This window comes from Alcaligenes aquatilis, assembly GCF_003076515.1.
Lineage (GTDB): Bacteria > Pseudomonadota > Gammaproteobacteria > Burkholderiales > Burkholderiaceae_B > Alcaligenes > Alcaligenes aquatilis.
This window is the reverse complement of the sequence record NZ_CP022390.1, coordinates 369,853-395,007: the sequence shown is the minus strand read 5'-3', so window position 1 is coordinate 395,007 and position 25,155 is coordinate 369,853. Positions and strand designations below refer to the sequence as shown.

Genomic DNA, 25,155 nt, shown 5'->3' with positions numbered 1-25,155 from the left:
AGAACGCAGACTTAGCGATTCATATTGAACAAACTCATGCTCTGAATCGTCTGAAACGCCATGGCTGACATTTCCAACGCCGCCTTGCGCAACTCCAGATCCGTGGAAGCCTGAAAAACATTCAGATCTTCCAGACGTGAAAGCTCATTGGTGTAGTTCAAGGCGCGGGCCGCGCCGTTGGCGCTCAAAGCATCAATTTCGTTCATACGCGTACCGACCGAGGAGATCACGGTTTGTACGTTATCGAAGTTCTCACCCAGGCGCTGCATGGCTGAGTTCATCGTATTGCGGAACTCGGCCTGAGCAACCGGATCACCGCTGACAGGTTTACGCAAAGCCTCAACCACCGACTGCAAGGTGTTGAACATGTTCATGTCAGCCGAGCTGGTGCTATCTACCGAACTGACCTCAAAGCTGTCGCCCACAGCAGGCTTGCCTTCAATCTGGACACTGACGCCACCGGGCAGGTTGATGCGCTGGCGCTCGTTCTCATCCAGTACACCCTGGCTGACCACCGCACCATTCACTTCAATGTCGTACTCGGTCTCCGACGTAAAGCGGATGGTGTAGTTGGCCTCTGCCCCCGTTAAGGAAGAGTTGCCATTGGGCGCACTGACCACAGCCGAACCAGTATTGGCATTGGCCTGCGTGAAGTAGGCCGTGGAACCTGGATTGGCGCGCTCGAAAATGGTACGACCGTGGTCGGCTGAGTCCATCTGACGGGTTTGCTCAACCTGAATATCGCGACCATTGGTATCGCCGGTATAGGTAAAGGTACTGCCCGAGCGCTCGAACGCTTGCGTCGTGCCTTTTGAGCCGGAGAACAAGTACTGTCCTGAACCATCCTTGGTGTTGGCAAAGCCAAACAAGGTATCCAGAGCACTTTCCATCACCGTGGCCAAGGTGCTGCGATCAGCATCGGACATGGTGCCGGTAGACGCTTCCACCAGACGGGTCTGAATACCTTGCAACTGCAGGTTGACGGCGTTGAGCAGGTTTTCCTCTTCCCCCAACGAACGCATGGCCACCTCGCGGTTTTCACCGTAACGCTTGTCCATGGCCTGGGATTGCGCCAGATTGATCGTCTGCGCCGAAGCCAGTGGATCATCCGACGGGGTGATCATCCGCTTTTGCGAGCCCATCTGCTGAAAAACCCGCATCAGATCGGACTGCTGCTTGTTGATCGAGGTCAGGCCCGTCTGAAAGAAAAGAGAAGAACTAATACGCATAGCAAGTTTCCAATTTCAAGACCAAAGAGCCGTACTCAACTACGCAGGCCTAAAAGGGTGTCAAACATCTTCGAACTGGTATCAATCAGGCGGGCAGCCGCCTGATATTGCTCCTGAAAACGTTGGAGCATGATGTATTCCTCGTCCTTGTTCACGCCGGACAAGGATTGCTGAGCGGCGTAGTTTTGCTCGATCAACTTTAATTGCGCCTTGGCCGCCGTGCCGTTTTGCTGTGTTTGCACCGCAATACGGTTCACGATCTGACCAAAAGAATCGTTCAGGCTCAACGACCCGTCAGCCAGCACCTTGGTATTGCGCAGATCGGCCAGTTGTTGAGCGATCGCGCCGTTGGCCGAACCGGTGTCTTTATCAGCGGCCGCAATATCTTGCGGACGCTTGATCTCTACCTGCAAGCTGCTGCCTGCATTGACGGTGGGCTGCACCAACCAGGAATCCCCATCCTGAGACTGGTTCTTTAAGCTGGACACATCAATTTCCAGACCATCTACCCGTGTAATCCCGCCGTTCGTATCCGGACCATTCAGGGCGGTCACATCGTTGCTGCTCAAGTTGCGCAACTGAAAACCACCCTCCACGCGCTCGATGCGGTAGTTATCACCCGTTAGCTTGTCGACGGGCTGGGTGTAACCCTTGCTGGGATCAGCCGGATCAACCAGGTCTTTGTAAAAAGACACACCAGGCACACCGCTGCTGACCGGGTTATTCCCATTGGCAATGACTTTGGGGCCACTGACGCTGAACACATCTTTGCCCGCCTCCCCTTTCAAATCTACGCCTTGGCGGTGAATGTCATTTACGGTGTGGGCCAGCCCCACGGCCAAACGCCCCAGGGCATTGATGGCAGGTTCCAGGCTTTCCTGACGGAACTGCAGCAAGCCACCCAAGGTGCCACCTTTAATGGCACCTTCGCGGAACTCGGACACCACCATCTTGCCGTCCACGTTCAAGGCAGACGTAAAGCCGACCACCATACGCTCGGGATTTTCAGCCGAACGCACGGCGTGCAAGGGGTAAACACGATCACCGCCCAGCAGCATCTGACCGCCTGCCGTGGTCACGCTCAACCGTCCGTCCTGCTCAACCGTACTCACGTCCACCAGTTGGCCCAGCTCGGCCACCAGTTGTTCACGCTGATCAAGCAAGTCATTGGGTTCGTGACCGGGCGTGGTGCCTTTGGCCGCCACGATCTGTTTATTGACGTTATCAATACGTTCCAGATAGCTGTTGATCTGGGTAACCGTGGTGCCCACCTGCGTATTGATGTTCTCGTTAACGCGGTTCATGTAGGCCGTCGCGTCACGAACCTGCGTGGCCAGGCTTTCGGCACGGCCCAGCAACTCCTGACGAGCAGAAGAATCTGCTGGCTGCGAGGCGACGGCTTCCAGGCCATTGAAGAAGTTTTGCAAAGCCGGGCTGATACCAACCGTGCGGTCCGAGAACAGATTGTCCAGTTGGGAGATTTCGGTTCCATAGCTGACCAGAGCCGCGCCAGCCGTTTGCGAGCGCATCAACTGCTGATACAGGAAATTGTCATGGGAGCGCTGCACAGTGACCACCTGCACGCCACGGCCATAGTAGCCACTGCCGCTTCCCACCGACCCCGCCGTCTCGACCAGAACCGATTGGCGGTTATAACCAGGGGTATCGATATTATTAATATTGTGGCCCGTCACCTGCATGCGCTTTTGAGCGGCAAACAAGCCGGAAATACCAAGGTTGGCGAGATTCATATCAAATCCTTTCTGTCCTGCCCGGCCCGTAGTGTCCAAGGCGAAAAATGAACATGCTGCTTTTTAACGACCACCTTGGTGCAATATTTAGACCTGTATCAATAATTAAGACTTGCCACCATCAAAGTAGGCCATGATGGAGATCAGTTTTTTGGCGTAGGAAGGGTCGGTGGCGTAGCCCGCATCCTGAATACGCTGAGCGGCTTCTTGAGGCGAAGCGGCTTGTTTTACACTTTCATAACGTTTGTTATTACCAATCAGGCGGGCATAATCCGCAAAAGACTCGGCATAGGAGTCATAGGCACGGAAAGTCTGCGTCATTTTGCGCGCCACGCCGTTCTGATATTCCGTGGTCATGACCTCGACCGTTTTACCCTTCCAGGAAGGGGTCGCCTTGATACCAAACAGATTGTGGCTGGTGGTGCCATCGGGGTGCATGATTTCACGCTTGCCCCACCCCGACTCCAGGGCGGCCTGGCTCAGGATCAACTTGGCCGGAACACCGCTGTCTTCGGCGGCCACTTTGGCGGCCGTATTCATGCGGTCTACAAACTGGCGAATATGGTTGGGTGCGCCCTGAATCGAGGAATACACGCGCTGCACTGTGCTGTTATTGCTGAGCTTGTCGATCAGTTCGGCAATGGAAGCTGCGTCAATGGAGCGGTCATTGGGCATGCGCGAGCGAAGATCCGCACGACGTGACTGAGCGGCTTCTGGATCATAGGACGCAGCACCAAAGGGCTCACTGAACTGCCCGCTCATCTGCGCTTGCAAGGCTTTGGCCAAGCCAATGCCTGGGTCAGCCAATTGCATGGCCAGTTGCTCGTCCCCCAGGCTTTGCGCCATACGCACGGACTGCGTGTCAAACATGCCGCCCGGGAGGTTGGCGGCCCGCGCCTGCTTCAAAATATTCTGAATAAACAGGGACTCGAATTGGCGGGCCACTTGCAGTTGGGTCGCCTGATTCTGGCCGTCTTGTCCGGCCCGCTGACGCAACTGGGCCAGTTGTTGCGGGTCAAAAATCGAAACCTGCGTTCCTGTACCAGGACGCGGGAAATACTGCACCGTCATTAGATGATCTCCAGATCGGCCCGCAAAGCGCCTGCGCTTTTCAGGTTCTGCAAAATGGACAACAAGTCTTGAGGGGTAGCACCCAAAGCATTCAAGGCGCGGACGACATCGGCCAAATTGGCGCTGGTCTTGACGCGTTGCAAAGAGCCGCTGTCACTGCGCATTTCAATCTGGGTGCTATCGGCCACAACGGTCTGACCGCCGCCAAATGGCGTATCCGGCTGGCTAACTTGCGGTTGTCGGCTAATGACCACAGACAGATTGCCGTAGGCAATGGCGGCTTCATCAATCGTGACGGTACGGTTCATGACCACTGAGCCGGTACGAGCATTGATCACCACGCGCGCCCGTGCCGGTGGCAGGTTCACTTGCAGGTTTTCCACATGCGAAATAAAGGCAGTTTGAGCTTGCGGATCCAAAGGACCACGCACCTGAATCAGACGGCCATCCAGGGCGGTCGCCGTGGACGGGCCAAACTGCTTGTTCAAGGCCGCCACCACGTTCTGGGCTGTACCAAAATCCGACGAATTCATTTCCAGATTGATCACGCCATCTCGTGCGTAGGTCGTGGGCACGCTTTGCTCGACCGTTGCGCCACCGGGAATCGTGCCGCCATTGAGCTGATTGACCTGCACGCTGGAACCACCGGCTTCAGCCCCCGCTCCGCCGACCAGCAAATTGCCTTGGGCAATGGCGTAGACCTGTCCGTTCGCGCCTTTGAGAGGCGTCATCAACAAGGTGCCACCACGCAAACTCTTGGCGTTACCCATGGAAGACACCACCACATCCACAGACTGCCCAGGGCGGGCAAAAGCAGGTAAACGAGCCGTCACCATGACGGCTGCGACGTTCTTGAGCTGCATATTGCTGCCCTGGGGAATCGTTACTCCCAACTGGGACAGCATATTGGTCAAGCTTTGCTGGGTGAAGGGGGCCTGACGCACCTGGTCGCCACTGCCATCCAGACCTACGACCAGGCCATAACCGATCAGCGGATTATCACGCACGCCCTGAATAGAGGCCAGATCCTTGATACGCTCGGCCTGGCTGGCCGGTGCCAACAACAGGCCCGCCGCCAGCATGGCTGCTTGCAGCACATGGCGATAAGAAAAAAAACGAGTACGACTCATGGAAAACGCCATATCAAGCAAAAGGCTCAGAACGGGGAAATATTCAGGAAAAAACGCTGTAGCCAGCCCATGGTCTGGACTTCATCCATGACCCCTTTGCTACGAAACTCGATACGGGCATCAGCCACCTGAGTGGAGGGCACGGTACTGCTGCCGGAAATGGAGCGCGGGTCCACCACGCCGGAAAAACGAATGTATTCGCTGCCACGGTTAATGGCGATCTGCTTTTCACCCGCAACCTGCAGGTTGCCATTGGGCAAAACGCCCACTACCGTGGTCGTCAAGGTGCCAGTAAAGGTATTATCGGCACGACTGGAACCCTTGCCCTGCGCCTTGTTCGAGCCGCTGACCTCAAAGTTCTGTTTGCTGCCTATTTCATTGGGCAGGAAAGCCGGGACACCCGTAAAGTCCAGACCACCGCTCCCCGTCCGATCCGTGTTGGTCGAGACATTCTTGGCAGCGTTGGTACGCTCCTGAATCATGATGGTGACAATGTCGCCCACATTGCGGGGCCGTCTGTCTTCAAACAGCGGGTAGTTGCCATACGCCGAGGGTTGGTAGATAGAGCCATTGGCCACCACGGCCGCCGGAACGGCCGGTGGCGGGGCCGCGGTCAAGGGGCCAGTGACCACATCTTCAGGGGGCACCAGCGCGCAACCGGACAGGACAACAAGCGCACCCAGTGCAAGACGGCTCAACAGAGCTTGGAACATTGTCACGATCTCTTCAGGTTTACAGCTGCGTCAGTCGAGCCAACATCTGGTCAGCGGTGGACACGGCCTTGCTATTGATTTCGTAGGCGCGCTGGGCACTGATCATATTGACCAGTTCCTCGGCCACGTTGACGTTGGAGGTTTCGTTGTACTTGTGCATGACCAGACCTGCGCCATCCATACCGGGCTGCAGGAAGTTGGCAGCACCCGAGGCATCGGTTTCGATGTACAGGTTCTCGCCCATGCTTTGCAAGCCAGCCGGATTCACGAAGGTGCTCAGTTGCAACTGGCCCACTTCCACACTGGCACCTGCGGCACCAGGCTGAGTGACCGATACCGTGCCATCACGGGCAATCGTCAGTTCCAGTGCGTTATCGGGAATATTGATAGGAGGCTGAATAGGATAGCCACCTGCGGTAACCAGTTGACCATTCTGGTCGCGCTGCAAACTGCCATCGCGCGTGTAGGCGAAGGTGCCGTCCGGCATTTCCACTTGCAGAAAACCGCTACCCTGAATGGCAATATCCATATTGTGACCCGTATGCTTCATGTCACCTTGGCTATGGATACGCTCGGTCGCCACCGTGCGCACACCGGTACCGATCTGCAAGCCCGTAGGTAACTGATTGGCCGCACCTACTTGAGCACCGGGCTGACGAAGGGTTTGATACATCAAGTCTTCAAACACCGCACGGGTCCGTTTGAAACCGGTGGTATTTACGTTGGCCAAGTTATTGGAGATAACGTCCATATTGGTCTGCTGGGCTTCCAGACCGGTCTTGGCAATCCACAGAGAGCGAATCATATGTGTGTAATCCTTAAAGCCAATGCCTGCGCTATCGGCGCGGCTTAGCCATTAAATGAAAGTAGAGAATTGGCCCGATCTTCGCGGGCGCTGGCGTCCTGGATGACCTTCATCTGGGTCTCAAAACGACGCGCATTGGCAATCATCGCGACCATCGCCTCCGCCGGGTTCACATTGCTTTTTTCGATGAAGCCCGACACCATGCGCACCGACGGATCAGCCGGGGCCGGCGCGCCATTGTTCATGCGAAACAAGCCATCCTGGCCACGCAGCAAATCGGCTGACGGGGGATTGACCATCTTTAACTGGCCCATCACCTGGATATCGCGCGGGTTGTCACCGGCACCCAAGGCGGTCAATTGACCGTCGCTGGAGAAGGTAATCGAACCGCGATCCGGAATTTCAATGGCCTGCCCATCGGCGCTTAGCACGGGCAAGCCACCTTGTGTCACCAACTGGTTCTGGGCGTTGACCACCAGATCGCCCGCCCGCGTGTAGGCTTCCTGGCCATCCAGCGCACGAACGGCAAACCAGCCCTCGCCCGCAATGGCCACATCCAGCGCATTGCCGGTCTCGGCCATGGCACCAGGCTGAAAGCGGCTGCCCGGCGTCACCGTGGCCGTGCCGACGCGGGTTTGCGAACCCACGTCGCTGGTAACGGGAACAGAACGGTAGTACGCCAGTTGCTGGCGGAAACCGGACGTGTTCACGTTGGCCAGATTGTTGGTAATGACGTCTTGTTGTTCCAGCGTGCGCTGGGCGCCATTCATGGCGGTATAAATCAGGCGATCCATGACAAGACTTAACGCAGGTTGACCAGGGTTTGCAGAACCTGATCCTGTGTCTTGATGGTCTGGGCATTGGCCTGGTAAGTACGCTGGGCAATAATCATATTGACCAGTTCCTGTCCCATATCCACGTTGGAATCTTCCACCGCCTGACCTTTGATCGACGCCAGACCGTTCTCGCCAGGACGACCCAAGATAGGCTGACCCGATGCGCCGGTCTCGGCCCAGGCATTACCGCCCACTGGGCTCAGGCCTTGCAGGTTGCTGAAGTCAGCCAACACCAGCGAGCCCAGACGCTGCGTGACACCGTTGGTATAGGACGCGACCATGGTGCCGTCCTTGTCGATGTTCATGCCAGCGTACTCACCCGTGGCATAGCCGTCCTGGTAAGGCTTGCCCTTGGCAAACTCGCCACCGAACTGGGTGGTGCCGGTGTAACGCATATCAAACACCAGATCATCCGCGGGCGAGGCATTGCCACCGGGATTGGCCAGGGTGACGTTGACGGTAGCCGGATTGGGGCTGGTCATCACGCCTGAACCGTTAAAGGTCAGGGTCGCGCTGGCAGGCGACAACGGTGTGCTGCCTTTCATGTAGTACACGTCCCACACACTCTCACCGGCCGCATTGGCGGGGCGCTTGACAAAGTATTGGGAAATTTCGTGGCTGTTACCCAGCGAATCGTAGACGGAATAGCTAAATGAGTTGCTGTACGTCGTGTCGTCTGTGGGATCGAATGCGTTAATGGGATTACCACTGGCATCTTCTGTAGGAATCGCCGCAGCATCCGCAGGCAAGTTGGGCTTGAAATCCAGAGCCGTCGTGGCCTTGGGAGGTACGTTGGCCGACGGCACTTGCAGGCGTTGCAACTGCGTGCTGCCTGCGCCGTAACCGGTCAGGTAATGACCTTGGGCATTGACCAGGTAGCCGGCCTTATCTGGATAGAACTGGCCATTGCGCGAGAACAGTACCGCGCCGTTGCTTTGCTCCAGACGGAACAAGCCATTTGCCCCGTCAATGGCCATATCGAACATATTGCCCGAGTTACTGATGTTGCCGACCGAAAAACGTTGGCTGACACGCGATACCTGCACACCCAGACCGATACGGGAGTTGGCATACACATCCGCAAACTGAACCGTCGAGGCCTTGTAGCCCACGGTACCCGAGTTGGCAATGTTATTACCGATAGAATCCAGGTTTTGGGAGGCGGCGTTCAAGCCACTCAATCCTTGTCCGAAGCTCATGAACTTTCCTTTTAATGTCGTGTTGGCCCAGCCCGCTCAAGGGCTGGTGGCACTTACATGATTTTGCGTATATCCAGCAGGGAGAACGAACCGGTCAGGCCAAGATCCAGCATCAAACCGCTGGAGGTATAAGCCACGCTATCGACCTTGCCATGCGTCAATGGACTGGCGGTGACGGCCGTGCCGTCATTGCTGGCCAAGACACTGACGGTGTACGAGGCGTCGGCCAGCGGTAAACCATCGTTATCCAGGCCGTCCCACTCCATGGAGTACACACCCGCCTCTTTAGGGCCCAGATCGTATTCACGCACCACTTTGCCGCTGCTGTCCTTGATCTGCACCACGGTCGAAGTCGTCCCGCTGACCAGATCAATTCCGTAGGGCATAGCCACTTTCTCGCCGTTCTGGCTGGTACCCAGAGACACTTTCGCGCCCGGCACCAGCACTTGCTTGCCGATCAGATTAGCGGCCTGCATGGACTGGCTGACGTCCATTTGTCCGGCCACCGCCAGCAGGGTGTTGTTCAGTTGCTGAATCCCCGCCACCGTGGACATCTGCGCCATCTGAGTCGTGACCTGGGCGTTATCCATAGGGTTGAGTGGGTCCTGATTACGCAACTGCGTAATCAGCATGGTCAGAAAACGGTCTTCCGTCTCGGCCATGGCGCTTTTGTTACGGGCATCCACCCCGGCCATCGCTCCTGCGGTGGGGTCCAGGGAGGTACGATCGTTATTGACTGTGCTCATGCTCTCTTTTTCCGTAAACCGGCTTACTGACCAATGGTCAAGGTACGCAACATCAGATTCTTGGACGTGTTCACCACTTCCACATTGGCCTGATAGGAGCGCGAGGCGGCCAGCATATTGACGGTCTCGGCCACCACATCCACGTTGGGCAGGGTCACGTAACCTTGCTCGTCCGCGTACGGGTTGCCAGGGTCATATTGCAGACGGCCAGGTGCGGTACTCTCTTGCACGCCCACCACCTGCACACCACCCACGGGACTATTGCCCTGGGGTGTCATTTGAAACACCACCTGGCGAGCTTTGTAAGGCTGGCCATCGGGCCCAACCACACTGTCGGCGTTCGCCAGATTGCTGGCCGACACGTTCATGCGTTGGGACTGAGCCGTCAGCGCGGAGCCGGCTATCTGGAAAATACTGAAACTGGACATGAAGACTCGCTATTACTGTTGCAAGGCCGCCATCAAGCCTTTCAATCGCTGGGACGCCAGGTTGATCGTGCTTTGATAGTGCAAGGTGTTATCGGCAAATTGCATGCGCTCCACGTCCATCTCGACCGTATTGCCGTCTAAAGAAGGTTGTACAGGAACGCGATAGAGCAACTCGTCCGTACTGGGCGGACGGCTTGCCTGGGCGGGGATATGGCGGGCGGACGTCAGGGCCAAGCTGGTATTGGGCAAGGCCATCTGCCCTTGCCCCCCTAAAGCCGCCTTCATGGCGGCCGTAAAGTCCATATCTCTGGCCTTGTAGTTGGGCGTGTCGGCATTGGCAATATTGGAGGCCAACACCTCCTGGCGCTCCTGGCGCAAAGCCAGTGCCGTTTGGTAAAACTTCAGGTGCTCACCGATGCGATCAATCATGGAGTCAAGCCAATATTCTGTGTTCAAGTTTGAGATCCAGTGAACGCGCGCACGCCTTTTCACCGTCATAACAGCATGGTAGCCAGAGGTACTGCTTCACAAACCCGGGAACAAAACGCAATTTATCGGCCAATTCAGCTCTTGACCTGGCTGCCGAGTCCGTAAAATTCAGTCATGACCTTATATAGACTCCTGACCTGCCTGTGTCTGTTTACCTTGGGTGCGACAGCAAGCGTGCGCGCTCAAGAGGACGTTCAGGCTCTCAGTGTGCAAGCTATGCAGGATCAGGCGCAGGACTACCTGCTCCAGCAAGCGCAGATGTATCCTGGCATCGCCACCATCACACTGGATGCATCGCGCCTGCACGCCATGCCCGCCTGCACTCAGAACCAGTTTTTTCTGCCCAGCGGCCAGCGCCTGCGATCGCGTATGAGCATCGGTGTGCGCTGCCTGAGCCCACAAAGCTGGAGCACCTCTATTGGTGCCACCCTTTCTATTCAAGGACACTATTACGTCCCCAACCGCCGCATCAATCCGGGCGAGACGATCCATCAGGACGACCTGCTTGAACGCGAAGGAGATTTGCTGGCCCTGGCCAACGGCGTGGTCATCAACCCCGAGCAGATCATCGGTTATGTCGCCAGCCAGCGTATTCCTTTAGGCAGTGCGATACGCGCCTCGGCGCTGCGCGATCCACAGTCGATTATGCGCGGCCAGACAGTGCGAACCGTTGCACGTGGCGCGGGCTTTGTCGCCACCGGCGAGGGCCAGGCCTTGCAAAGTGGCGCACCGGGCACCCAGATTCAGATCAAGGCCAGTTCAGGGCAAGTGATTTCAGCCACGGTACTGGATGCGTCCACGGTTCAGGTCGTTCTCTAAACTAAATCCGATGAGCATGCTAAAGTTTGCCTCCAGAGCGCCGTTACAAGATCAACGCAAAGAACAGGCCGCACGGAGAAACACGTGAAGATCAGCCCCTCCTCCCTCAAGACACCGCTTGCTGAAACCACTACCGCAGAACGCAGTACGGGTTCGAATCGTGCGCACCAAGCGTACAACAGCGGCAGCACCAACGAAGTGGACTTCAGCGCCGCCGCCCGCCAGCTCAATTCGCTGCAAGACAGCAGCGCCGATGTAGACATGCAAAAAGTCCAGGCCTTGCGCGAGGCCATTGCAGCAGGCGAGCTCAAGATTGATACCAGTCGGATTGCCGACTCCCTGATTGCCTCCGTGCGCGATCTTCTCAAGTAACCTCCCGAAACGGCCATGTCTTTGCAAACCTGTCTTGCCGATCAACACCAGAGCCTGTTGGATTTTGAGCAGCTATTGGTAGAAGAACACACCCTGCTGCTGCGCAGCTTCGTGCCCGAAGAGCTGGCCCAGATTACCCTGCGCAAGTACCAGTTACTTGAACGCATCGAACAACTGGACCAGAGCCGTGCTCAACTCCTGCAAGAGCGCGAACTGGAGAACAACCTTCAAGGTCTGCGCTACGCCGCGGAAGAAGACGAACTGGAAGACGAGCTGGAACAACTGATCGAGCTCAGCGAGAAAGTGCGCAACGCCAGCGACAATAACCGCATTCTGGTTGACACCTTTTTGATCGATACCCAACAGAACCTGGACGCGCTGGAAGCCTTTACAGGCCGCAACACGTTTTACGACGCATCCGGGAAAACACAGAACACGCAGTCTTCCTTGAGCTTGAAGGCTTAATCCCCAGCAGACTCAAGCAGGGTCATGCCAGAGACTGAAAGCGCCAACTAAATAGTTGGCGCTTTTTTTGTCCTGCCTGAATACGGAGAACGCTGCAAGCCACGCTAAGGTACAAGGGCTGAACGCCTGAATGTCCGAATGCCTGAACTCCATTACATTAAATATGATGTATTCTTTGAATACATCAAAAACGATGTATGTTTAAAATACATCAAATTTATTGTATTTCAAATTCAAAGGAGCCAGGCGATGCCAACAAGACTAGACGCCATTGCACTGCACAGCCCGGAGCAAATGCCCAAGCTCATCCGCTCGCTGCGCAAGCGTAAAGGCTGGAGTCAGATAGAGCTGGCAGACAAGCTGAACACGACGCAGCAAGCCATTTCGCGCATGGAAAATGACGCGTCGGGCTTATCGCTTAAAAACCTGTTTTCGGTTCTGGCCGTCCTGGAAGCCAAGATCTCCATTATTGACGCTCACGAACCTGACAAACCTGAATCTATGGAGTGGTGATGCCTGTTCTGGACCTGTGGATGAATAGTCTCTTCGTTGGAAAGTGGCATAAGCCTACCCGCGGCCCATCACAACTTCGCTACGCACCAGACTGGATCGCCCATCCTCAAGGCCGGCCGCTGTCTCTATCCCTACCCTTTACATTCAACAATGAAGCACTTCGTGGCGAGGTCGTAGACAACTACTTTGACAATCTACTGCCCGACAATCCCGGGATTCGCCAACGCATTGCCTCCCGCTTCAAGACCCGTTCGCTGGAAACGTTTGCCTTGCTCGAAGCAATAGGTCGGGATGCTGCTGGTGCCGTGCAACTTCTGCCTGAGAACTCTCCAGCGCCGGATATTCACACCCTCACGGCCCGCCCTCTCACTGAAAGCGACGTTGCCGAGCATTTACGCGGCACAATTACCGCCCGCCAGGATCTGGCCCCCGAAGACTTTCGTTTTTCACTGGCAGGTGCCCAGGAAAAAACGGCGCTGTTATGGCATCACGGGCAATGGCACATTCCGCAGGGATCGACACCCAGCTCACACATCTTCAAACTACCCTTAGGATTGGCGGGCAATGTCCGCTTTGATCTGAGCCACTCGGTGGAAAACGAATGGCTCTGCATGGAGCTGCTCAAAGAACTGGGCTTGAATGTCGCCCAAACCCAAATTGGCCAGTTTGAAGATCAAAAGGTTCTCATCGTGGAGCGCTTTGACCGTGCCTGGAGCCGTCATGGTCACTTGATACGCCTGCCCCATGAAGACCTGTTACAGGCAAGTGGTTTGCCTTCCCATGCCAAATACGAGTCCGACGGTGGCCCTGGCATCCATGCCATCATGCAGGTCTTATCCGGCTCGTCCAATGCTCTGGCTGACCGACAGGCTTTCTTCAAAACCTTGTTGGTGTTCTACTTGCTGGCCGCCCCAGATGGCCATGCCAAGAACTTCAGCCTGGCCATAGAACCTGGCGGCTACTTCCGTCTGGCACCACTTTACGATGTGCTCTCGGCCTGGCCTTGGGTAGGCACAAAACAAAATCAATGCCCTATTCAGCGCGTCAAAATGGCGATGGCACTACGCACCAGCAACACTCGCTACAAGATGCAGGAAATGCTTCTCCGGCATTGGCTTGCCGTAGGAAAAACCTATATAGGACAGCAAGCCACTGAATCCTTGATCGAAGACCTTCACCAGCTTGTGGAGCCAGCCATTCAAAATGTCGCGGCACGATTGCCAGCGCATTTCCCTGAACACATCAAAGACGCCCTCTTCCAGGGACTAAGCAGCAATTTGCAGCGCTTGAAATAAAAAAGCCTGCCGTGTGGCAGGCTTTTTCAATCTCGCTGGATTTAGCTCATCGCTTCTTTCAGCACCAGCATCTTTACCAGCGCATCGACTGACTGCCCGGACTTCAGGTTCGGCTTGCCCAGCAAACGCGCACTGAGTTGCCGCACTCCCCGATTATCCGGCGCCTGCAACAAATCCCAGGAAGCCAGCGTTAATTGAGCAGCAGCCAGCAAATGGAGCTCTTCTTCAAACTCGGAATTGCTGGCAGGCAACAAGCCACGCACCGCATTAAACAAACGTGCCATTTCCTGTACCTCGCTACGCAGCATCATGTAGCAGGCCAGACTAGCCGGGGCAATGACCTCAGAACCGACGCAATGATGCATCAAGGCAAAGCGGGTTTTCAACACTTTGCCATCGTGACGAGCGACGGTACGCAAGACGATCAAATCCAGATGAACAGGCTCGGCATTGCGGTGCCGCAATTGCACCGGCTCCACGGCATACCACAAGGCAATTTCACCCAGCTTGGCACGTCCCAGCGTTTCCAGATGCAGGCGCGCTGCCAAATCAGGAATGGCGTGAAAAGCCAACTGTTTGCTCAAGGCATTAGGCGTGGTCTTGCCGTCTTTGTGCCACAAGGAAGTCGCGCCTGGAATCAGAGCCAGCCAATCGGCTTGCATATCGGCCCATTGACGCCACATCGTGGGCGAACCACCTTCGAAAATATGCAGCAAATTCACAGGCTGGGCCTGAGCGTTCAGAACCTGCATGGCCTGATTCAGTGCCTGAGTGGGGCTGGGCCGCTCCATACTGCGCACACCACGCACATCCGACCACTGCGACGGAGTTTGTCGCTGATAGTACGGAATACTGAGGGCCTGCCCTTTGGGGCTGAACAGAAAGCTAAAAGAGCATTGTTCCTGAGCACCCGCCGGTTGATGGTCTGCGTGGATCACAAGCAGACGGGACATATTGCCTTCGCTGACTTCCTGACACGCGGCACGCATCAAGCCTTGCGCCCGTTGCGCCGCCGCCCCATCCTGAACGGAGGCATTGGGCGCATGCAAATCACGCCAAAAATCATAGGCTTCGGCGCAGGCCAAGCGTTCGTCCAGATCCGCCGCAGCGCGACGGGCCTGCTCCAGGGAAATAGGGCCACCGGCAGAGGCTGCCGACAACAGGCGCGGCAAAACCCGCGCCCGGCGCTCTTGTTCGGCTTGCAGTTCCTGTGCGGAGTGCCCGCCGCTTTCCAGCAAGGCCGCCAGATCGCCAGAACTGGGCGCGTACAGGGGGCGCTGACCCTCGCGTACCTGCAAGGCCGAGTCGACCAGTTCGGCAGCGCTCATAAAGCGTAGATCCTCGGGCACTTTCTGACCATTGGACACGTAATGAATGGGCAATTTGAAGCGGATGGCAGTATCCAGAGGGCCGCCCAGCTTGATGGCCTCGTCCACCTTGGAGATGATGCAGCCACTGAGTGCAGTGCCACCATCGTGCGTATAGCTACGTGCCACCTCATCCAGGGTATCGCCTTGGCTGGCCGCATTGAGCACCAGCAAACGCTGCACCCGGCGTCCGGCACCGGCCAGCAAAGCGGCCTGCTCGCGCACATAGCGGTCACGCTGGCTGATGCCCATATTGTCGATCAGGATCACCTGATCGGGTCGCACGCCGAGCATCACACTACGCAGTTGCGCCACATCCTGGACAATATGCACGGCGACCCGCATCAAATCGCCATAAATTTTCAATTGCTCATGCGCACCGATCCGATACGTATCGGTAGTTAGCAAAACCACTTTATCGGGACCGAAACGACGCACGGCTCGAGCCGCCAATTTGGCCAGCGTGGTGGTCTTGCCCACTCCCGTGGGCCCCACCAAGGCCAAGGCCAAGCCAGGCTGCCACAAGGAGTCCTCAGAACGCAGCACCGGCAAATGGGTTTCCAACTCTGTACGTACCCATTGCAAGGCCGCACGCGCGCCCAGCTCCTCGGGCAAACGCTTGAGCATGGCACGCAACAAGGCGGTACTGAAACCTTGCGACAACAGACTCTGAAACAGATTCACCGCCACAGGCGTGCGACGCATCTGGTGGCTCCAGACCAAATCATCCATGCGTCCTTCCAATGCGCCACGCAATGCCCCAATCGCGCCCATGACATTGTCAGCCGCTGGGGGCGGAGCCACTTCCTGCTGACGAATGCCGGCGGCCTGATGAGGCACGCTGCCTGGCATGGGCGCACGCTCGGTGGCGGCGCCGGGCACGGAGCTGGAATCCGTCGCCAGAATCTCCACCCCGCCATTGACACGACGGTTGGACACAATCAGGGCATCGGGGCCCAAGGCAATGCGTACCTGACGCATGGCTTCACGGCTGGTACTACCAAAAAAGCGACTTATATTCATTCAGACTGACCAATAATGGTGGTGACCCGAAGGATGCGTTCTTCAGGAATTTCAGCGTTAGACAAGACACCCAGCTGGGGAATGTGGTGTCGCAGGAAACGGGACAAGGTGGCCCGCAAAATGGGGGGCACAACCAGCACAGGCGGATCACCATGCTCTTCCTGGAACTGTGTCGCCCGCATGGCATCGGTCAATACCGACTCGGCCAGTCCGGGTTCGAGCGCACCGCTGCTGGTCAGCGCCTGCGTCATGACCCGCTCCAGACGAGCATCCAGACCGATCACACGCAACTCGCCTTCGCCAGGGAACCACTGCTGCACAATGGCGCGGCCCAGCGCCACGCGCAAGACAGCCAGCAGCTCACCGGCCTCCTGGCCAGGCTGAACCGCGCCAGGAGCCAGAATACGCGGCGCATGCTCGGCCAAGGTTTCCACAATGCTGCGCATATCACGAATAGGGACGTCCTCAGCCAGCAGGCCGCGCAAGACCTTGAGCAACAGGCTAAGAGACAGGGTTTGCGGCACAAAATCCTCGACCAGCTTGGGCGCTTCGCGGCCCACATGATCGAGCAGTTGCTGCACTTCCTGACGACCCAGCAAATCGGCCCCGTGGCGATGCAGCAAATGGTTGATGTGCGTGGCAATGACCGTGCTGGCATCGACCACGGTATAGCCCGCGATCTGAGCTTGCTCACGCATACTGACATCCACCCATACTGCCGGCAAACCGAAAGCCGGATCCGTAGTCGGTGTACCGGGCAGCTTCATGGTGACGCCACCGGGATCAATGGCCAGCCACTGGCCTGGCGTTGCGGTACCACGGCCAATTTCCACCCCAGCCAGCAAAATGCGATAGTCGTTAGGCTTGAGTTCCAGATTGTCCCGAATGTGAACCACAGGCGGTAAAAAGCCCACTTCCTGCGCAAACTTTTTACGCAAGCTGCGGATACGATGCAGCAGCTCGCCATTTTGCGCATGGTCTACCAAAGAGATCAGGCGATAGCCCACTTCCAGGCCCAAGGGGTCCACCATGGACACATCATTCCAGCTAGCTTCGCTGGCAGCAGAGTCAGCCGCTGCCAAGACTTCGTCGTTGGGTTCAGTGGCTTGCTGCACCTGTTCGTTCTGATGCTTTTGCATCAGCCAGGCGCCCGCTCCCAAAATCGCAGCCAGCAGCAAGAACACCAGATTGGGCATGCCGGGAATCAAACCCATCAAGCCTAAAATTGCGGCCGTGATATATAGCACCACAGGGTTGCGGAAAAGCTGGTTGACCATCTGCTGGCCCACGTCTTCGTCCGTCGCCACGCGCGAGACCACCACACCGGCAGCCGTCGAGATGATCAAAGCAGGAATCTGGGCAACCAGACCATCACCAATGGTCAACAAGGTGTAGACGCGGCCGGCCTCCGAAAAGCTCAAACCATGCTGCACGACACCAATAACCAGACCACCAATCACGTTGATGACCATAATCAGCAGGCCCGCTACGGCGTCACCGCGCACGAACTTACTGGCACCATCCATGGAACCGTAGAACTCGGCCTCTTGCGACACCTCAGCGCGGCGGCGCCGTGCATCGTCCTCGCCGATCAAACCGGCATTCAGGTCCGCATCAATGGCCATCTGCTTGCCTGGCAAGGCATCCAGGGTAAAGCGTGCGCCCACCTCCGCAATACGCCCGGCGCCCTTGGTAATCACCACAAAGTTGATGATGACCAAAATCACGAACACGATCAGGCCAACAGCAAAACTGCCACCGACCAGAAAGTGGCCAAAGGCCTCAATGACCTGGCCAGCCGCATCCGGGCCCTTGTGACCGTTCATCAGCACCACACGCGTGGAGGCCACATTCAAGGCCAGGCGCAGCAAGGTGGCAAACAACAGCACGGCCGGGAAAGCGGCAAAGTCCAATGGCTTTTTGGTGAACATGGCCACCAGCAAGATCATGACGGCCAGAGCGATGTTAAAGGTAAACAACAGGTCCAGGAAAAACGGGGGCAAGGGCAAAATCATCATGGCCATCACCATGAGGATCAGCACCGGACCCGCTAAAAGCCGGGCGTGTTGGCCACCATTTTGTTTGAGTAAGGCAAAAAAATTGTTCATTGCTTTTCATGTTTGCGCGAACGCAGTGGGCCTTCATCCATGCCTGTCGGCACGTTCAATCGGGTGGGCATGATCGGGCGCTCGCCCTGCCCCTTGTTCCAGTTACGAAGCTGATAAACCCAGGCCAGCACTTCGGCCACCGCCGAGTACAAATCCACGGGAATCTCGCGCTCCAGTTCAACGTTAAAGTACAGGGCCCGCGCCAGCGCAGGCGCCTGCAACGTGGCCACGTTATGCTCCGCCGCCAGTCCTCGGATCTTGGCGGCAATCAAGCCCGTGCCTTTGGCCACCACACGGGGAGCACCGCCCTTGCCGTCCTGATACTTCAAGGCCACCGCGTAATGCGTGGGGTTGGTCACCACCACATCAGCGCCCGGTACCTGAGACATCATGCGCGAACGGGCCATGGACCGTTGCTGCTGCCGAATGCGACCTTTGACGTGCGGGTCACCTTCGCTTTCCTTATGCTCTTCTTTCACATCCTGATGCGACATGCGCAGCTTCTTGTAAAAGCTCCACAACTGCCAGGGCGCATCAATCAATACAATCACCAGCAAACTGGCAGCGATCAGGGCACAACACTTGATGATCAGCTCCATCCCCGTGGCAATGGCCGCCGTGGGATGCACATACATCAAGGCCGTCATCTGTTCGCGCTCGGTCCAGATGACATACATTGCCACCGAACCCACCAGACCAGCTTTGGCCAGGGTTTTGATCAGCTCCACGACAGTCTGCATGGAAAACATGCGCTTGATGCCCTTGGCCGGATTCATGCGCTCGAACTTGGGCTGCAGGGCCTTGCCGCTAAAACTCATGCCTCCCAGTGCCATCGAGGCCATCACCGCGACCACCACCAGCAGCAAAAACAAGGGCGCCAACCCCTTTAGCGCCTCACCAGCCAGACTGGCCGCCTGCATCACCATGGCACTGGGATCGTGCGCGACACGTGGATCAAACCAGACGCTGCGCCGCACAATACCGCCAAAGGTCTCGTACAGATAGCCGGCCCCAATCCAGATTCCGCCTATCCCGGCCAGCAGCATCAGGAAGGTAGTCAGCTCTCTGGAACGCGCTACCTGCCCTTCCTCCCGCGCCTTTTCCAGGCGCCGGGGTGAGGCCGGTTCTGTTTTTTCGAGATCGCTGTCTTCTGCCATGGACTGCCAAGACGCAGGAGTTGAAAGAATGAATCACGCGCGCAGCACACGTTTTGCGCTCGCACGGCATGCTGCGGGGTCATTCTAAAAGAGGGCTGTGGCTCTGATAGCGCGGAGAAAGCCTAATAAAAGCAGGCTGTTCCTCACAAGCAAAAAGGCGCTGCAATGCGCAGCGCCTTAAGAAAGCAAACCCAATGATCAGGTAGGGCCAGAAATCAAAAGCCCAGATTGGCCAGCAAATCGTCCACTTGATCCTGGCTGGTGACCACTTCCGAGGCTACGGGCGAGACCACCGGACCATTGATAAGGCTATGAGTTTCTTCACGTTTTTCTGTAGGAACGTTATCGACCAGCACCTGAACCAGTTCGGTTTCAATCGTACCGACCACACCGAGCATGCGCGTGATCACCTGACCGGTCAGATCCTGAAAATCCTGAGCCATGATGATTTCCAGCAGATTGTCCTGCGTCTGCTGGGCCTTGACAGGCACATCGCGCAAAAAGCCACGAGTGCGCTTGACCAGTTCGCGAGCCTGATCCTGGTCCAGGGGCTGTTCAAACCATTGGTCCCATTCGGCATCCAGCGCCTGGGCGTCTGCCTGCAGGGACTCTTGCAAAGGACGCACTTGCTCGGCTGCATTGAGCACCCGGTTGGCGGCCTGCTCAGTCATGCGAGCCACATAGTGCAGACGATCGCGGGCATCCGGAATCGCGTGCGCGGCATCTTTAATGGCCTGATCCAGACCCAATTCGCGCATGCTTTCCCGCAACAGACGGGTCAGGTTGGCGATGCGGTAAACCAGATCAACCGGTACGCTCTGGGGGTCGGGATGATTCGATGTTTGCTGTGGATCCATGACGTACTCCGTATTAACCGGCCATTTTCTCGAAGATCTTGTTCAGCTTCTCTTCCAGCGTTGCGGCGGTAAAGGGCTTGACGACGTAGCCATTGGCGCCCGCCTGAGCGGCGGCAATAATGTTCTCTTTTTTGGCCTCGGCCGTCACCATCAGCACCGGCAAAGAAGACAGGCTGGCATCGGCACGAATCTGCTTGAGCATCTCCAGCCCGTCCAGATTCGGCATGTTCCAGTCAGAGACTACAAACTCAAAATTGCCATTACGCAATTTTTCCAAGCCCATCTGACCATCTTCTGCTTCGTCTACATTCTCGTACCCCAGATCCTTGAGCAGGTTCTTGATAATCCGGCGCATGGTGGGAAAGTCATCGACGACGAGAATTTTTATATTTTTTTGTACCATTTACATTCTCCAAATGAGTAGCATGCCAGTGCGTTCAGGACCGTTTATACACGGTGCCCAAAAGCCCCCACACTGGCCAGAATTCGTTCGCTAATCTGCCCCAAGGGCAACGCTATGTCGGTCGCGCCAATTTGCAAGGCTTCACGCGGCATGCCAAAGACCACGCTGGTGGCCTCGTCCTGGGCAAACGTCATAGCACCGGCCTGTTTCATGGCCAGCAAACCTTGCGCGCCATCCTTGCCCATACCAGTCAGAATGACCCCCACGGCATTGCGTCCGGCCAGTTCGGCGGCAGAGTGAAACAACACATCGACCGAGGGCCGGTGGCGGTTGACGGGTTCACTGTCCACCAGTTTGACCACATAGTTGGCACCCGAGCGGGCCAGCTTCATGTGCGCCACGCCACCAGGAGCCAGATACACGTGACCGGGCAACACGCGCTGGCCATCTTCCGCCTCGTGCACCTGCATGGAGCACAGACCATCCAGCCGGTTCACGAACGAGCGCGTGAAACCGGCTGGCATATGTTGAGTGATCATGATGGCCGGGCAGTTGGCGGGCAAGGGCTCCAGCACCTGACGAATCGCCTCGGTGCCACCGGTGGAGGCGCCAATCATGATGAGTTTTTCAGTCGTTGAAAAGTTATGCGTCAAGCGACGCACCGGGGCCGAGCCTGGCACTGCCGGGACAGCACGGCGCGGACGGGCAATGGAGGCGGCACGGATCTTGTCGGCAATCAGGTCCGAATAATCGAGCAGACCATCGCGCAGACCCAGCTTGGGTTTGGTCACAAAGTCCACTGCACCCAGCTCCAACGCGCGCAAGGTCACGTCCGAATTGCGCTCGGTCAGCGAGGACACCATCACCACGGGCATGGGACGCAAGCGCATCAGACGCTCCAGAAAGTCCAGACCGTCCATGCGGGGCATCTCGACATCCAGCGTCAAGACATCCGGATTGTGCTCTTTGATCAGCTCTCGCGCCACCAGCGGATCGGGGGCAACGGCCACCACTTCCATATCCGCATGGCTATTGATAATTTCCACCATCAGGCTGCGCACCAAGGCGGAGTCATCTACACACAAAACTCGAATTTTCTTCATGCTACTCATAATCCCGATTTCAAGCGCCAACAGAGCTCAGGGCGTGCAAGCCCCCCTTGGACCCTAGTTCCGGACATACACCGTCTGACCCAGCAGGCGAAAGGCTTTGGTCAGGTAGGAGAAGTTCTCGGAATGCCCCACAAACAACAGGCCACCCGGTTTGGTCACAGCGGCGAATCGCTCCAGAATGCGCGTCTGATCGTCCCGGTCAAAATAAATCATGGTGTTTCGACAGAAAATCACATCAAAACGACTGGACGAAGGCCAGGCCGACCCCACCAGATTGAACTCCTCGAACTCCACCATATTGCGCAGCACCGGTTTGACACGCGCCAGGCCTTTGCGAGCCCCCACACCGCGCTGAAAATAACGCGGCAGCCACAAATCGGGTACGGGCTGGATACGCTCCAGGGTGTACACGCCCTGACGGGCCTTATCCAAGGCGGCCGAATCAATGTCGCTGGCCAGGATAGACACATTCACATCCGGCGAAGGGCAATGTTCGCGCACCGTCATGGCAATGGAATAGGCTTCCTCGCCGGTGGACGCTGCGCTGCACCAGATATCCAGAGGTTTGCCGCGTGTACTGACAAACTTGCCCAGAATATCGAAGTGATGCTGTTCACGGAAAAATGCCGTGTGATTGATGGTGAACGCGTTAACGAAGTCCTGCCACTCCTGGCTATGGGTGTCCTGCTCCAGAATATCCAGGTACTGTCGCACCTCCCGCATACCCGCGTTCTGGCTGCGCATACCCAGTGTGCGGGCCACCATATCTTCTTTGTGGGTACCTAAGATGATGCCCGCATACGACTTGAGCAAGCGCGCGGCTCGCTCACAGTCGGCCCTCGAGGCCTGCGGGATCGAGGGCAATGTATAAACAAAAGGTTCCACAGATGTGCTCATATAACTACAGGCTGGCCAAGGTCCCGCTAAAAGGCCCCGTCGACAGACGCTCGCCGGAACGCAATCGCTCCGGCTCGGGCGCCTCATACGGATCATCGATAATGTCTTGTGCGCTCACTTTGAACGCCGACACCGCGTCGGACAGACGGGTTGCCTGATCCTGCAAGGAGCCCGCTGCTGCGGTTGCCTGCTCGACCAAGGCCGCATTTTGCTGCACAACCACATCCATTTGTGCAACTGCCCGGTTAACCTGCTCAATTCCTTCTGACTGTTCGTTCGAGGCTGACGAAATTTCCGCCATGATAGTGGTCACACTCTGTACCGAACTGACCACCTCCATAACCACTTTGCCCGCCTCATCGACCTGACGGGTTCCTTCTTTAACTTTGGCCAACGACTGCTCGATCAAACCCTTGATCTCACGGGCCGCTTGCGCGCTGCGCTGAGCCAGGCTGCGAACTTCGCCGGCCACCACGGCAAAGCCCTTGCCCTGCTCCCCTGCCCGGGCCGCCTCTACCGCCGCGTTCAAGGCCAGAATATTGGTCTGGAAGGCAATACCATCAATGACATTTACAATCTGGGCAATTTGTCCCGAACTGGCCGACAAGTCTTCCATGGTCTGCACCACAGTCGAGACCGCCTGTCCGCCACGCAGCGCCACATCCGACGCACTCTTGGCGACCTGATCCGCTTGCTGGGCATTGTCCGAGTTCTGACGTACGGTGCTGGCCAACTGCTCCATGCTGGCCGCAGTTTGCTGCAAGGAGGCCGCCTGTTCTTCCGTGCGGCTGCTCAAATCCGTATTGCCCACATAGATTTCACGCGAGCCAAACGTAATTTCTTCCACCCCCTGACGCACGGTATGCACCATGGACTGCAAACTGTTTTGCATGCGTCGTACGGCGTCATACAGCACACCGATTTCATTGGTGGACTTCACTTCCACACGCTGGGTCAAATCGCCGCTGGCAATGCGATCAAAATGTGCACCCGCCTGACGCAAGGGACGCAGCACCATGCGGTTCAGGAACACATACACCGCCAAGGAGATAAACAGGCAAAACACCATCGCCAGCCCCACCAGACGGACCACCATGTTGTACTGCTCGTTTTCTTTCTGGTACTGCTCATCGATAGAGCGCTGCTGAGCTTGCTGCAAGGAATTCAAGGCGCTATAGAGATCTTCTTCCAAAAACTTGGTCGTGGTGGCCACATAGCCACGAAAACCAGCGATATCGCCCTGCTCCAGATAGGCAATCAAGGGCAGCACCCCACCTTGCATCAAGGACATGAAGGCGGCATCCACGCGCTGATAATAGTCGTTGGTGCCTTCCAGTTGCGTGGCAATGCCCTGATACTCAAAAAATGCTTCCTGCGCCAGCTCGAACTGCTTGCGTGTTGCCTCCAGGGCATCCTGGGTCGCCGAGCTGATTGCCGAGGTTTTGGGAGCAACGTCGCTCCACTCGGCCATCAGGTCCTGATTTTGCAGATCGTTGCTGACCACATAGCTGATAGCCGCTCGTCCAATCAGGGTTTGGGTCTCTTTGTAGCTCTCAATGGCCTGATACATGGCCGAGCCTACTCGCTGGTTGACCACGATGCTTTGCAGCGCACCGTTATTGGCGCGCAGGGACAAAATCCCCAACGCAGCACCTGCCACCAGCATGACTAAAAAAAACACCAGTACCAGAATCAGACTGGTCCGCACCTTCAGATTGGCCAAACGTAATCCATCCAGCATTGCAAGCACCTTGTCTAGAGTAGATCCGAACATCAGAGGCGCTTGTGACGCCTCCCCCGACCCGAACATTCCTTAAAGGACCCGGTAAACAGGTCCCCGCTTTGCCAGTCTTTGCAGACTCGGGCGATCAGGCCACTGCGCTATCGACCAGCGCCATCTCTTCGCTGGTCATCAATTTTTCAATATCCACCAAAATCAGCATACGTTCACCCAGCGTACCGATCCCGGTCAGGTATTCGGTCGAGAACGCCGTGCCAAAGCTGGGGGCGGCGCTGATCTGGGACGACTGCAAAACCAGCACGTCCGACACACCATCGACCACCACACCGACCACACGGTCGCGCAGATTCAGAATCACCACCACGGTCTGGTGGTCGTACTCCACCCGCTCCATGTTAAAGCGCACCCGCAAGTCCGCGATCGGCACAATCACGCCGCGCAGATTGGTGACACCCTTGATGAAGTTGGGTACGTTGGCAATGCGGGTTACGGTCTGGGAGTCGTAGCCCCGGATCTCCTGAACTTTCAGAATATCGATGCCGTATTCCTGGTCGCCCAGAGTAAATACCAGATACTCCTTGCCGCCAGCCTCGGCAGCTTCGGAGTGGGAAGTAAAGTCGTTGGACATA

The 25,155-nt window shown here is 56.8% G+C and carries 25 protein-coding genes; 5 read left to right on the top strand and 20 right to left on the bottom strand.

Annotation, left to right across the window (positions count from 1 at the left end; translation table 11 throughout):
- Positions 1 to 11: 11 nt before the first annotated feature.
- The 11 genes from flgL to flgB all read right to left on the bottom strand — a co-directional run bounded on the left by flgL (position 12) and on the right by flgB (position 10,337).
- Positions 12 to 1,229: a flagellar hook-associated protein FlgL gene (gene flgL / locus CA948_RS01790; protein WP_094196116.1), complete on the bottom strand. Its 1,218-nt coding sequence runs from the start codon at positions 1,227 to 1,229 to the stop codon at positions 12 to 14.
- A gap of 35 nt (positions 1,230 to 1,264) precedes the next feature.
- Positions 1,265 to 2,980 (bottom strand): flagellar hook-associated protein FlgK, encoded by a 1,716-nt coding sequence (gene flgK, locus CA948_RS01785; RefSeq protein WP_108727145.1) that lies wholly within the window; start codon positions 2,978 to 2,980, stop codon positions 1,265 to 1,267.
- 105 nt (positions 2,981 to 3,085) lie between these two features.
- Complete coding sequence (gene flgJ / locus CA948_RS01780) at positions 3,086 to 4,051, bottom strand: flagellar assembly peptidoglycan hydrolase FlgJ (protein WP_108727144.1); 966 nt, start codon at positions 4,049 to 4,051, stop codon at positions 3,086 to 3,088.
- Positions 4,051 to 5,181 (bottom strand): flagellar basal body P-ring protein FlgI, encoded by a 1,131-nt coding sequence (locus CA948_RS01775; protein ID WP_108727143.1) that lies wholly within the window; start codon positions 5,179 to 5,181, stop codon positions 4,051 to 4,053. The genes flgJ and CA948_RS01775 overlap by 1 nt, the downstream gene beginning before the upstream one ends.
- Before the next feature lie 26 nt (positions 5,182 to 5,207).
- Positions 5,208 to 5,894 (bottom strand): flagellar basal body L-ring protein FlgH, encoded by a 687-nt coding sequence (locus CA948_RS01770; protein WP_108727142.1) that lies wholly within the window; start codon positions 5,892 to 5,894, stop codon positions 5,208 to 5,210.
- A gap of 19 nt (positions 5,895 to 5,913) precedes the next feature.
- Positions 5,914 to 6,699 (bottom strand): flagellar basal-body rod protein FlgG, encoded by a 786-nt coding sequence (flgG, locus tag CA948_RS01765; protein WP_094196111.1) that lies wholly within the window; start codon positions 6,697 to 6,699, stop codon positions 5,914 to 5,916.
- A gap of 44 nt (positions 6,700 to 6,743) precedes the next feature.
- On the bottom strand, positions 6,744 to 7,493 hold the full coding sequence (gene flgF, locus CA948_RS01760; RefSeq protein ID WP_108727141.1) for a flagellar basal-body rod protein FlgF: 750 nt from the start codon (positions 7,491 to 7,493) through the stop codon (positions 6,744 to 6,746).
- A gap of 8 nt (positions 7,494 to 7,501) precedes the next feature.
- Positions 7,502 to 8,734 carry a flagellar hook protein FlgE gene (flgE, locus tag CA948_RS01755; protein ID WP_108727140.1) on the bottom strand — a complete coding sequence of 411 codons (1,233 nt, stop codon included), beginning with the start codon at positions 8,732 to 8,734 and terminating at the stop codon, positions 7,502 to 7,504.
- A 53-nt stretch (positions 8,735 to 8,787) separates the two neighbouring features.
- Positions 8,788 to 9,480: a flagellar hook capping FlgD N-terminal domain-containing protein gene (locus CA948_RS01750; protein ID WP_108727139.1), complete on the bottom strand. Its 693-nt coding sequence runs from the start codon at positions 9,478 to 9,480 to the stop codon at positions 8,788 to 8,790.
- A gap of 23 nt (positions 9,481 to 9,503) precedes the next feature.
- Positions 9,504 to 9,908, bottom strand: a complete 405-nt coding sequence (gene flgC / locus CA948_RS01745) for a flagellar basal body rod protein FlgC (RefSeq protein WP_094196107.1) — start codon at positions 9,906 to 9,908, stop codon at positions 9,504 to 9,506.
- A gap of 12 nt (positions 9,909 to 9,920) precedes the next feature.
- Positions 9,921 to 10,337 (bottom strand): flagellar basal body rod protein FlgB, encoded by a 417-nt coding sequence (flgB, locus tag CA948_RS01740; protein ID WP_094196106.1) that lies wholly within the window; start codon positions 10,335 to 10,337, stop codon positions 9,921 to 9,923.
- 174 nt (positions 10,338 to 10,511) lie between these two features.
- Here flgB and flgA point away from each other — a divergent pair, with 174 nt between their 5' ends.
- The 5 genes from flgA (at position 10,512) to CA948_RS01715 (ending at position 13,861) form a co-directional block, all read left to right on the top strand.
- On the top strand, positions 10,512 to 11,216 hold the full coding sequence (gene flgA / locus CA948_RS01735) for a flagellar basal body P-ring formation chaperone FlgA (protein WP_094196105.1): 705 nt from the start codon (positions 10,512 to 10,514) through the stop codon (positions 11,214 to 11,216).
- A gap of 84 nt (positions 11,217 to 11,300) precedes the next feature.
- A complete protein-coding gene (gene flgM, locus CA948_RS01730; RefSeq protein WP_094196104.1) occupies positions 11,301 to 11,588 on the top strand; it encodes a flagellar biosynthesis anti-sigma factor FlgM in 288 nt (95 codons plus the stop codon).
- 15 nt (positions 11,589 to 11,603) lie between these two features.
- The gene (gene flgN / locus CA948_RS01725; protein ID WP_108727138.1) at positions 11,604 to 12,053 is read left to right on the top strand and encodes a flagellar export chaperone FlgN; all 450 of its coding nucleotides are present in this window, start codon (positions 11,604 to 11,606) and stop codon (positions 12,051 to 12,053) included.
- Between the two features lie 249 nt (positions 12,054 to 12,302).
- Positions 12,303 to 12,566 carry a helix-turn-helix domain-containing protein gene (locus CA948_RS01720; RefSeq protein ID WP_052363008.1) on the top strand — a complete coding sequence of 88 codons (264 nt, stop codon included), beginning with the start codon at positions 12,303 to 12,305 and terminating at the stop codon, positions 12,564 to 12,566.
- A 20-nt stretch (positions 12,567 to 12,586) separates the two neighbouring features.
- Entirely contained in the window at positions 12,587 to 13,861 is a 1,275-nt protein-coding gene (locus CA948_RS01715; protein WP_108728675.1) for a type II toxin-antitoxin system HipA family toxin, read from the top strand.
- A 41-nt stretch (positions 13,862 to 13,902) separates the two neighbouring features.
- Here CA948_RS01715 and flhF read toward each other — a convergent pair whose 3' ends face one another.
- The 9 genes from flhF to CA948_RS01670 form a co-directional block, all read right to left on the bottom strand.
- On the bottom strand, positions 13,903 to 16,251 hold the full coding sequence (gene flhF, locus CA948_RS01710) for a flagellar biosynthesis GTPase FlhF (protein ID WP_094196102.1): 2,349 nt from the start codon (positions 16,249 to 16,251) through the stop codon (positions 13,903 to 13,905).
- Positions 16,248 to 18,359 (bottom strand): flagellar biosynthesis protein FlhA, encoded by a 2,112-nt coding sequence (gene flhA, locus CA948_RS01705; protein ID WP_094196101.1) that lies wholly within the window; start codon positions 18,357 to 18,359, stop codon positions 16,248 to 16,250. The genes flhF and flhA overlap by 4 nt, the downstream gene beginning before the upstream one ends.
- Complete coding sequence (flhB, locus tag CA948_RS01700) at positions 18,356 to 19,516, bottom strand: flagellar biosynthesis protein FlhB (RefSeq protein ID WP_094196100.1); 1,161 nt, start codon at positions 19,514 to 19,516, stop codon at positions 18,356 to 18,358. The genes flhA and flhB overlap by 4 nt, the downstream gene beginning before the upstream one ends.
- 215 nt (positions 19,517 to 19,731) lie before the next feature.
- Entirely contained in the window at positions 19,732 to 20,373 is a 642-nt protein-coding gene (gene cheZ, locus CA948_RS01695; protein ID WP_108727136.1) for a protein phosphatase CheZ, read from the bottom strand.
- 13 nt (positions 20,374 to 20,386) lie between these two features.
- Positions 20,387 to 20,776 carry a chemotaxis response regulator CheY gene (gene cheY, locus CA948_RS01690; RefSeq protein ID WP_094196098.1) on the bottom strand — a complete coding sequence of 130 codons (390 nt, stop codon included), beginning with the start codon at positions 20,774 to 20,776 and terminating at the stop codon, positions 20,387 to 20,389.
- Positions 20,777 to 20,820: 44 nt separating this feature from the next.
- Positions 20,821 to 21,879 (bottom strand): protein-glutamate methylesterase/protein-glutamine glutaminase, encoded by a 1,059-nt coding sequence (locus CA948_RS01685; protein ID WP_094196097.1) that lies wholly within the window; start codon positions 21,877 to 21,879, stop codon positions 20,821 to 20,823.
- Positions 21,880 to 21,942: 63 nt separating this feature from the next.
- Positions 21,943 to 22,785, bottom strand: coding sequence for a CheR family methyltransferase (locus CA948_RS01680; RefSeq protein ID WP_230018714.1), 843 nt, complete (start codon positions 22,783 to 22,785; stop codon positions 21,943 to 21,945).
- A 4-nt stretch (positions 22,786 to 22,789) separates the two neighbouring features.
- On the bottom strand, positions 22,790 to 24,526 hold the full coding sequence (locus CA948_RS01675) for a methyl-accepting chemotaxis protein (protein WP_108727135.1): 1,737 nt from the start codon (positions 24,524 to 24,526) through the stop codon (positions 22,790 to 22,792).
- Between the two features lie 127 nt (positions 24,527 to 24,653).
- On the bottom strand, positions 24,654 to 25,154 hold the full coding sequence (locus CA948_RS01670) for a chemotaxis protein CheW (RefSeq protein WP_094196094.1): 501 nt from the start codon (positions 25,152 to 25,154) through the stop codon (positions 24,654 to 24,656).
- Between the last annotated feature and the right edge of the window lies 1 nt (position 25,155).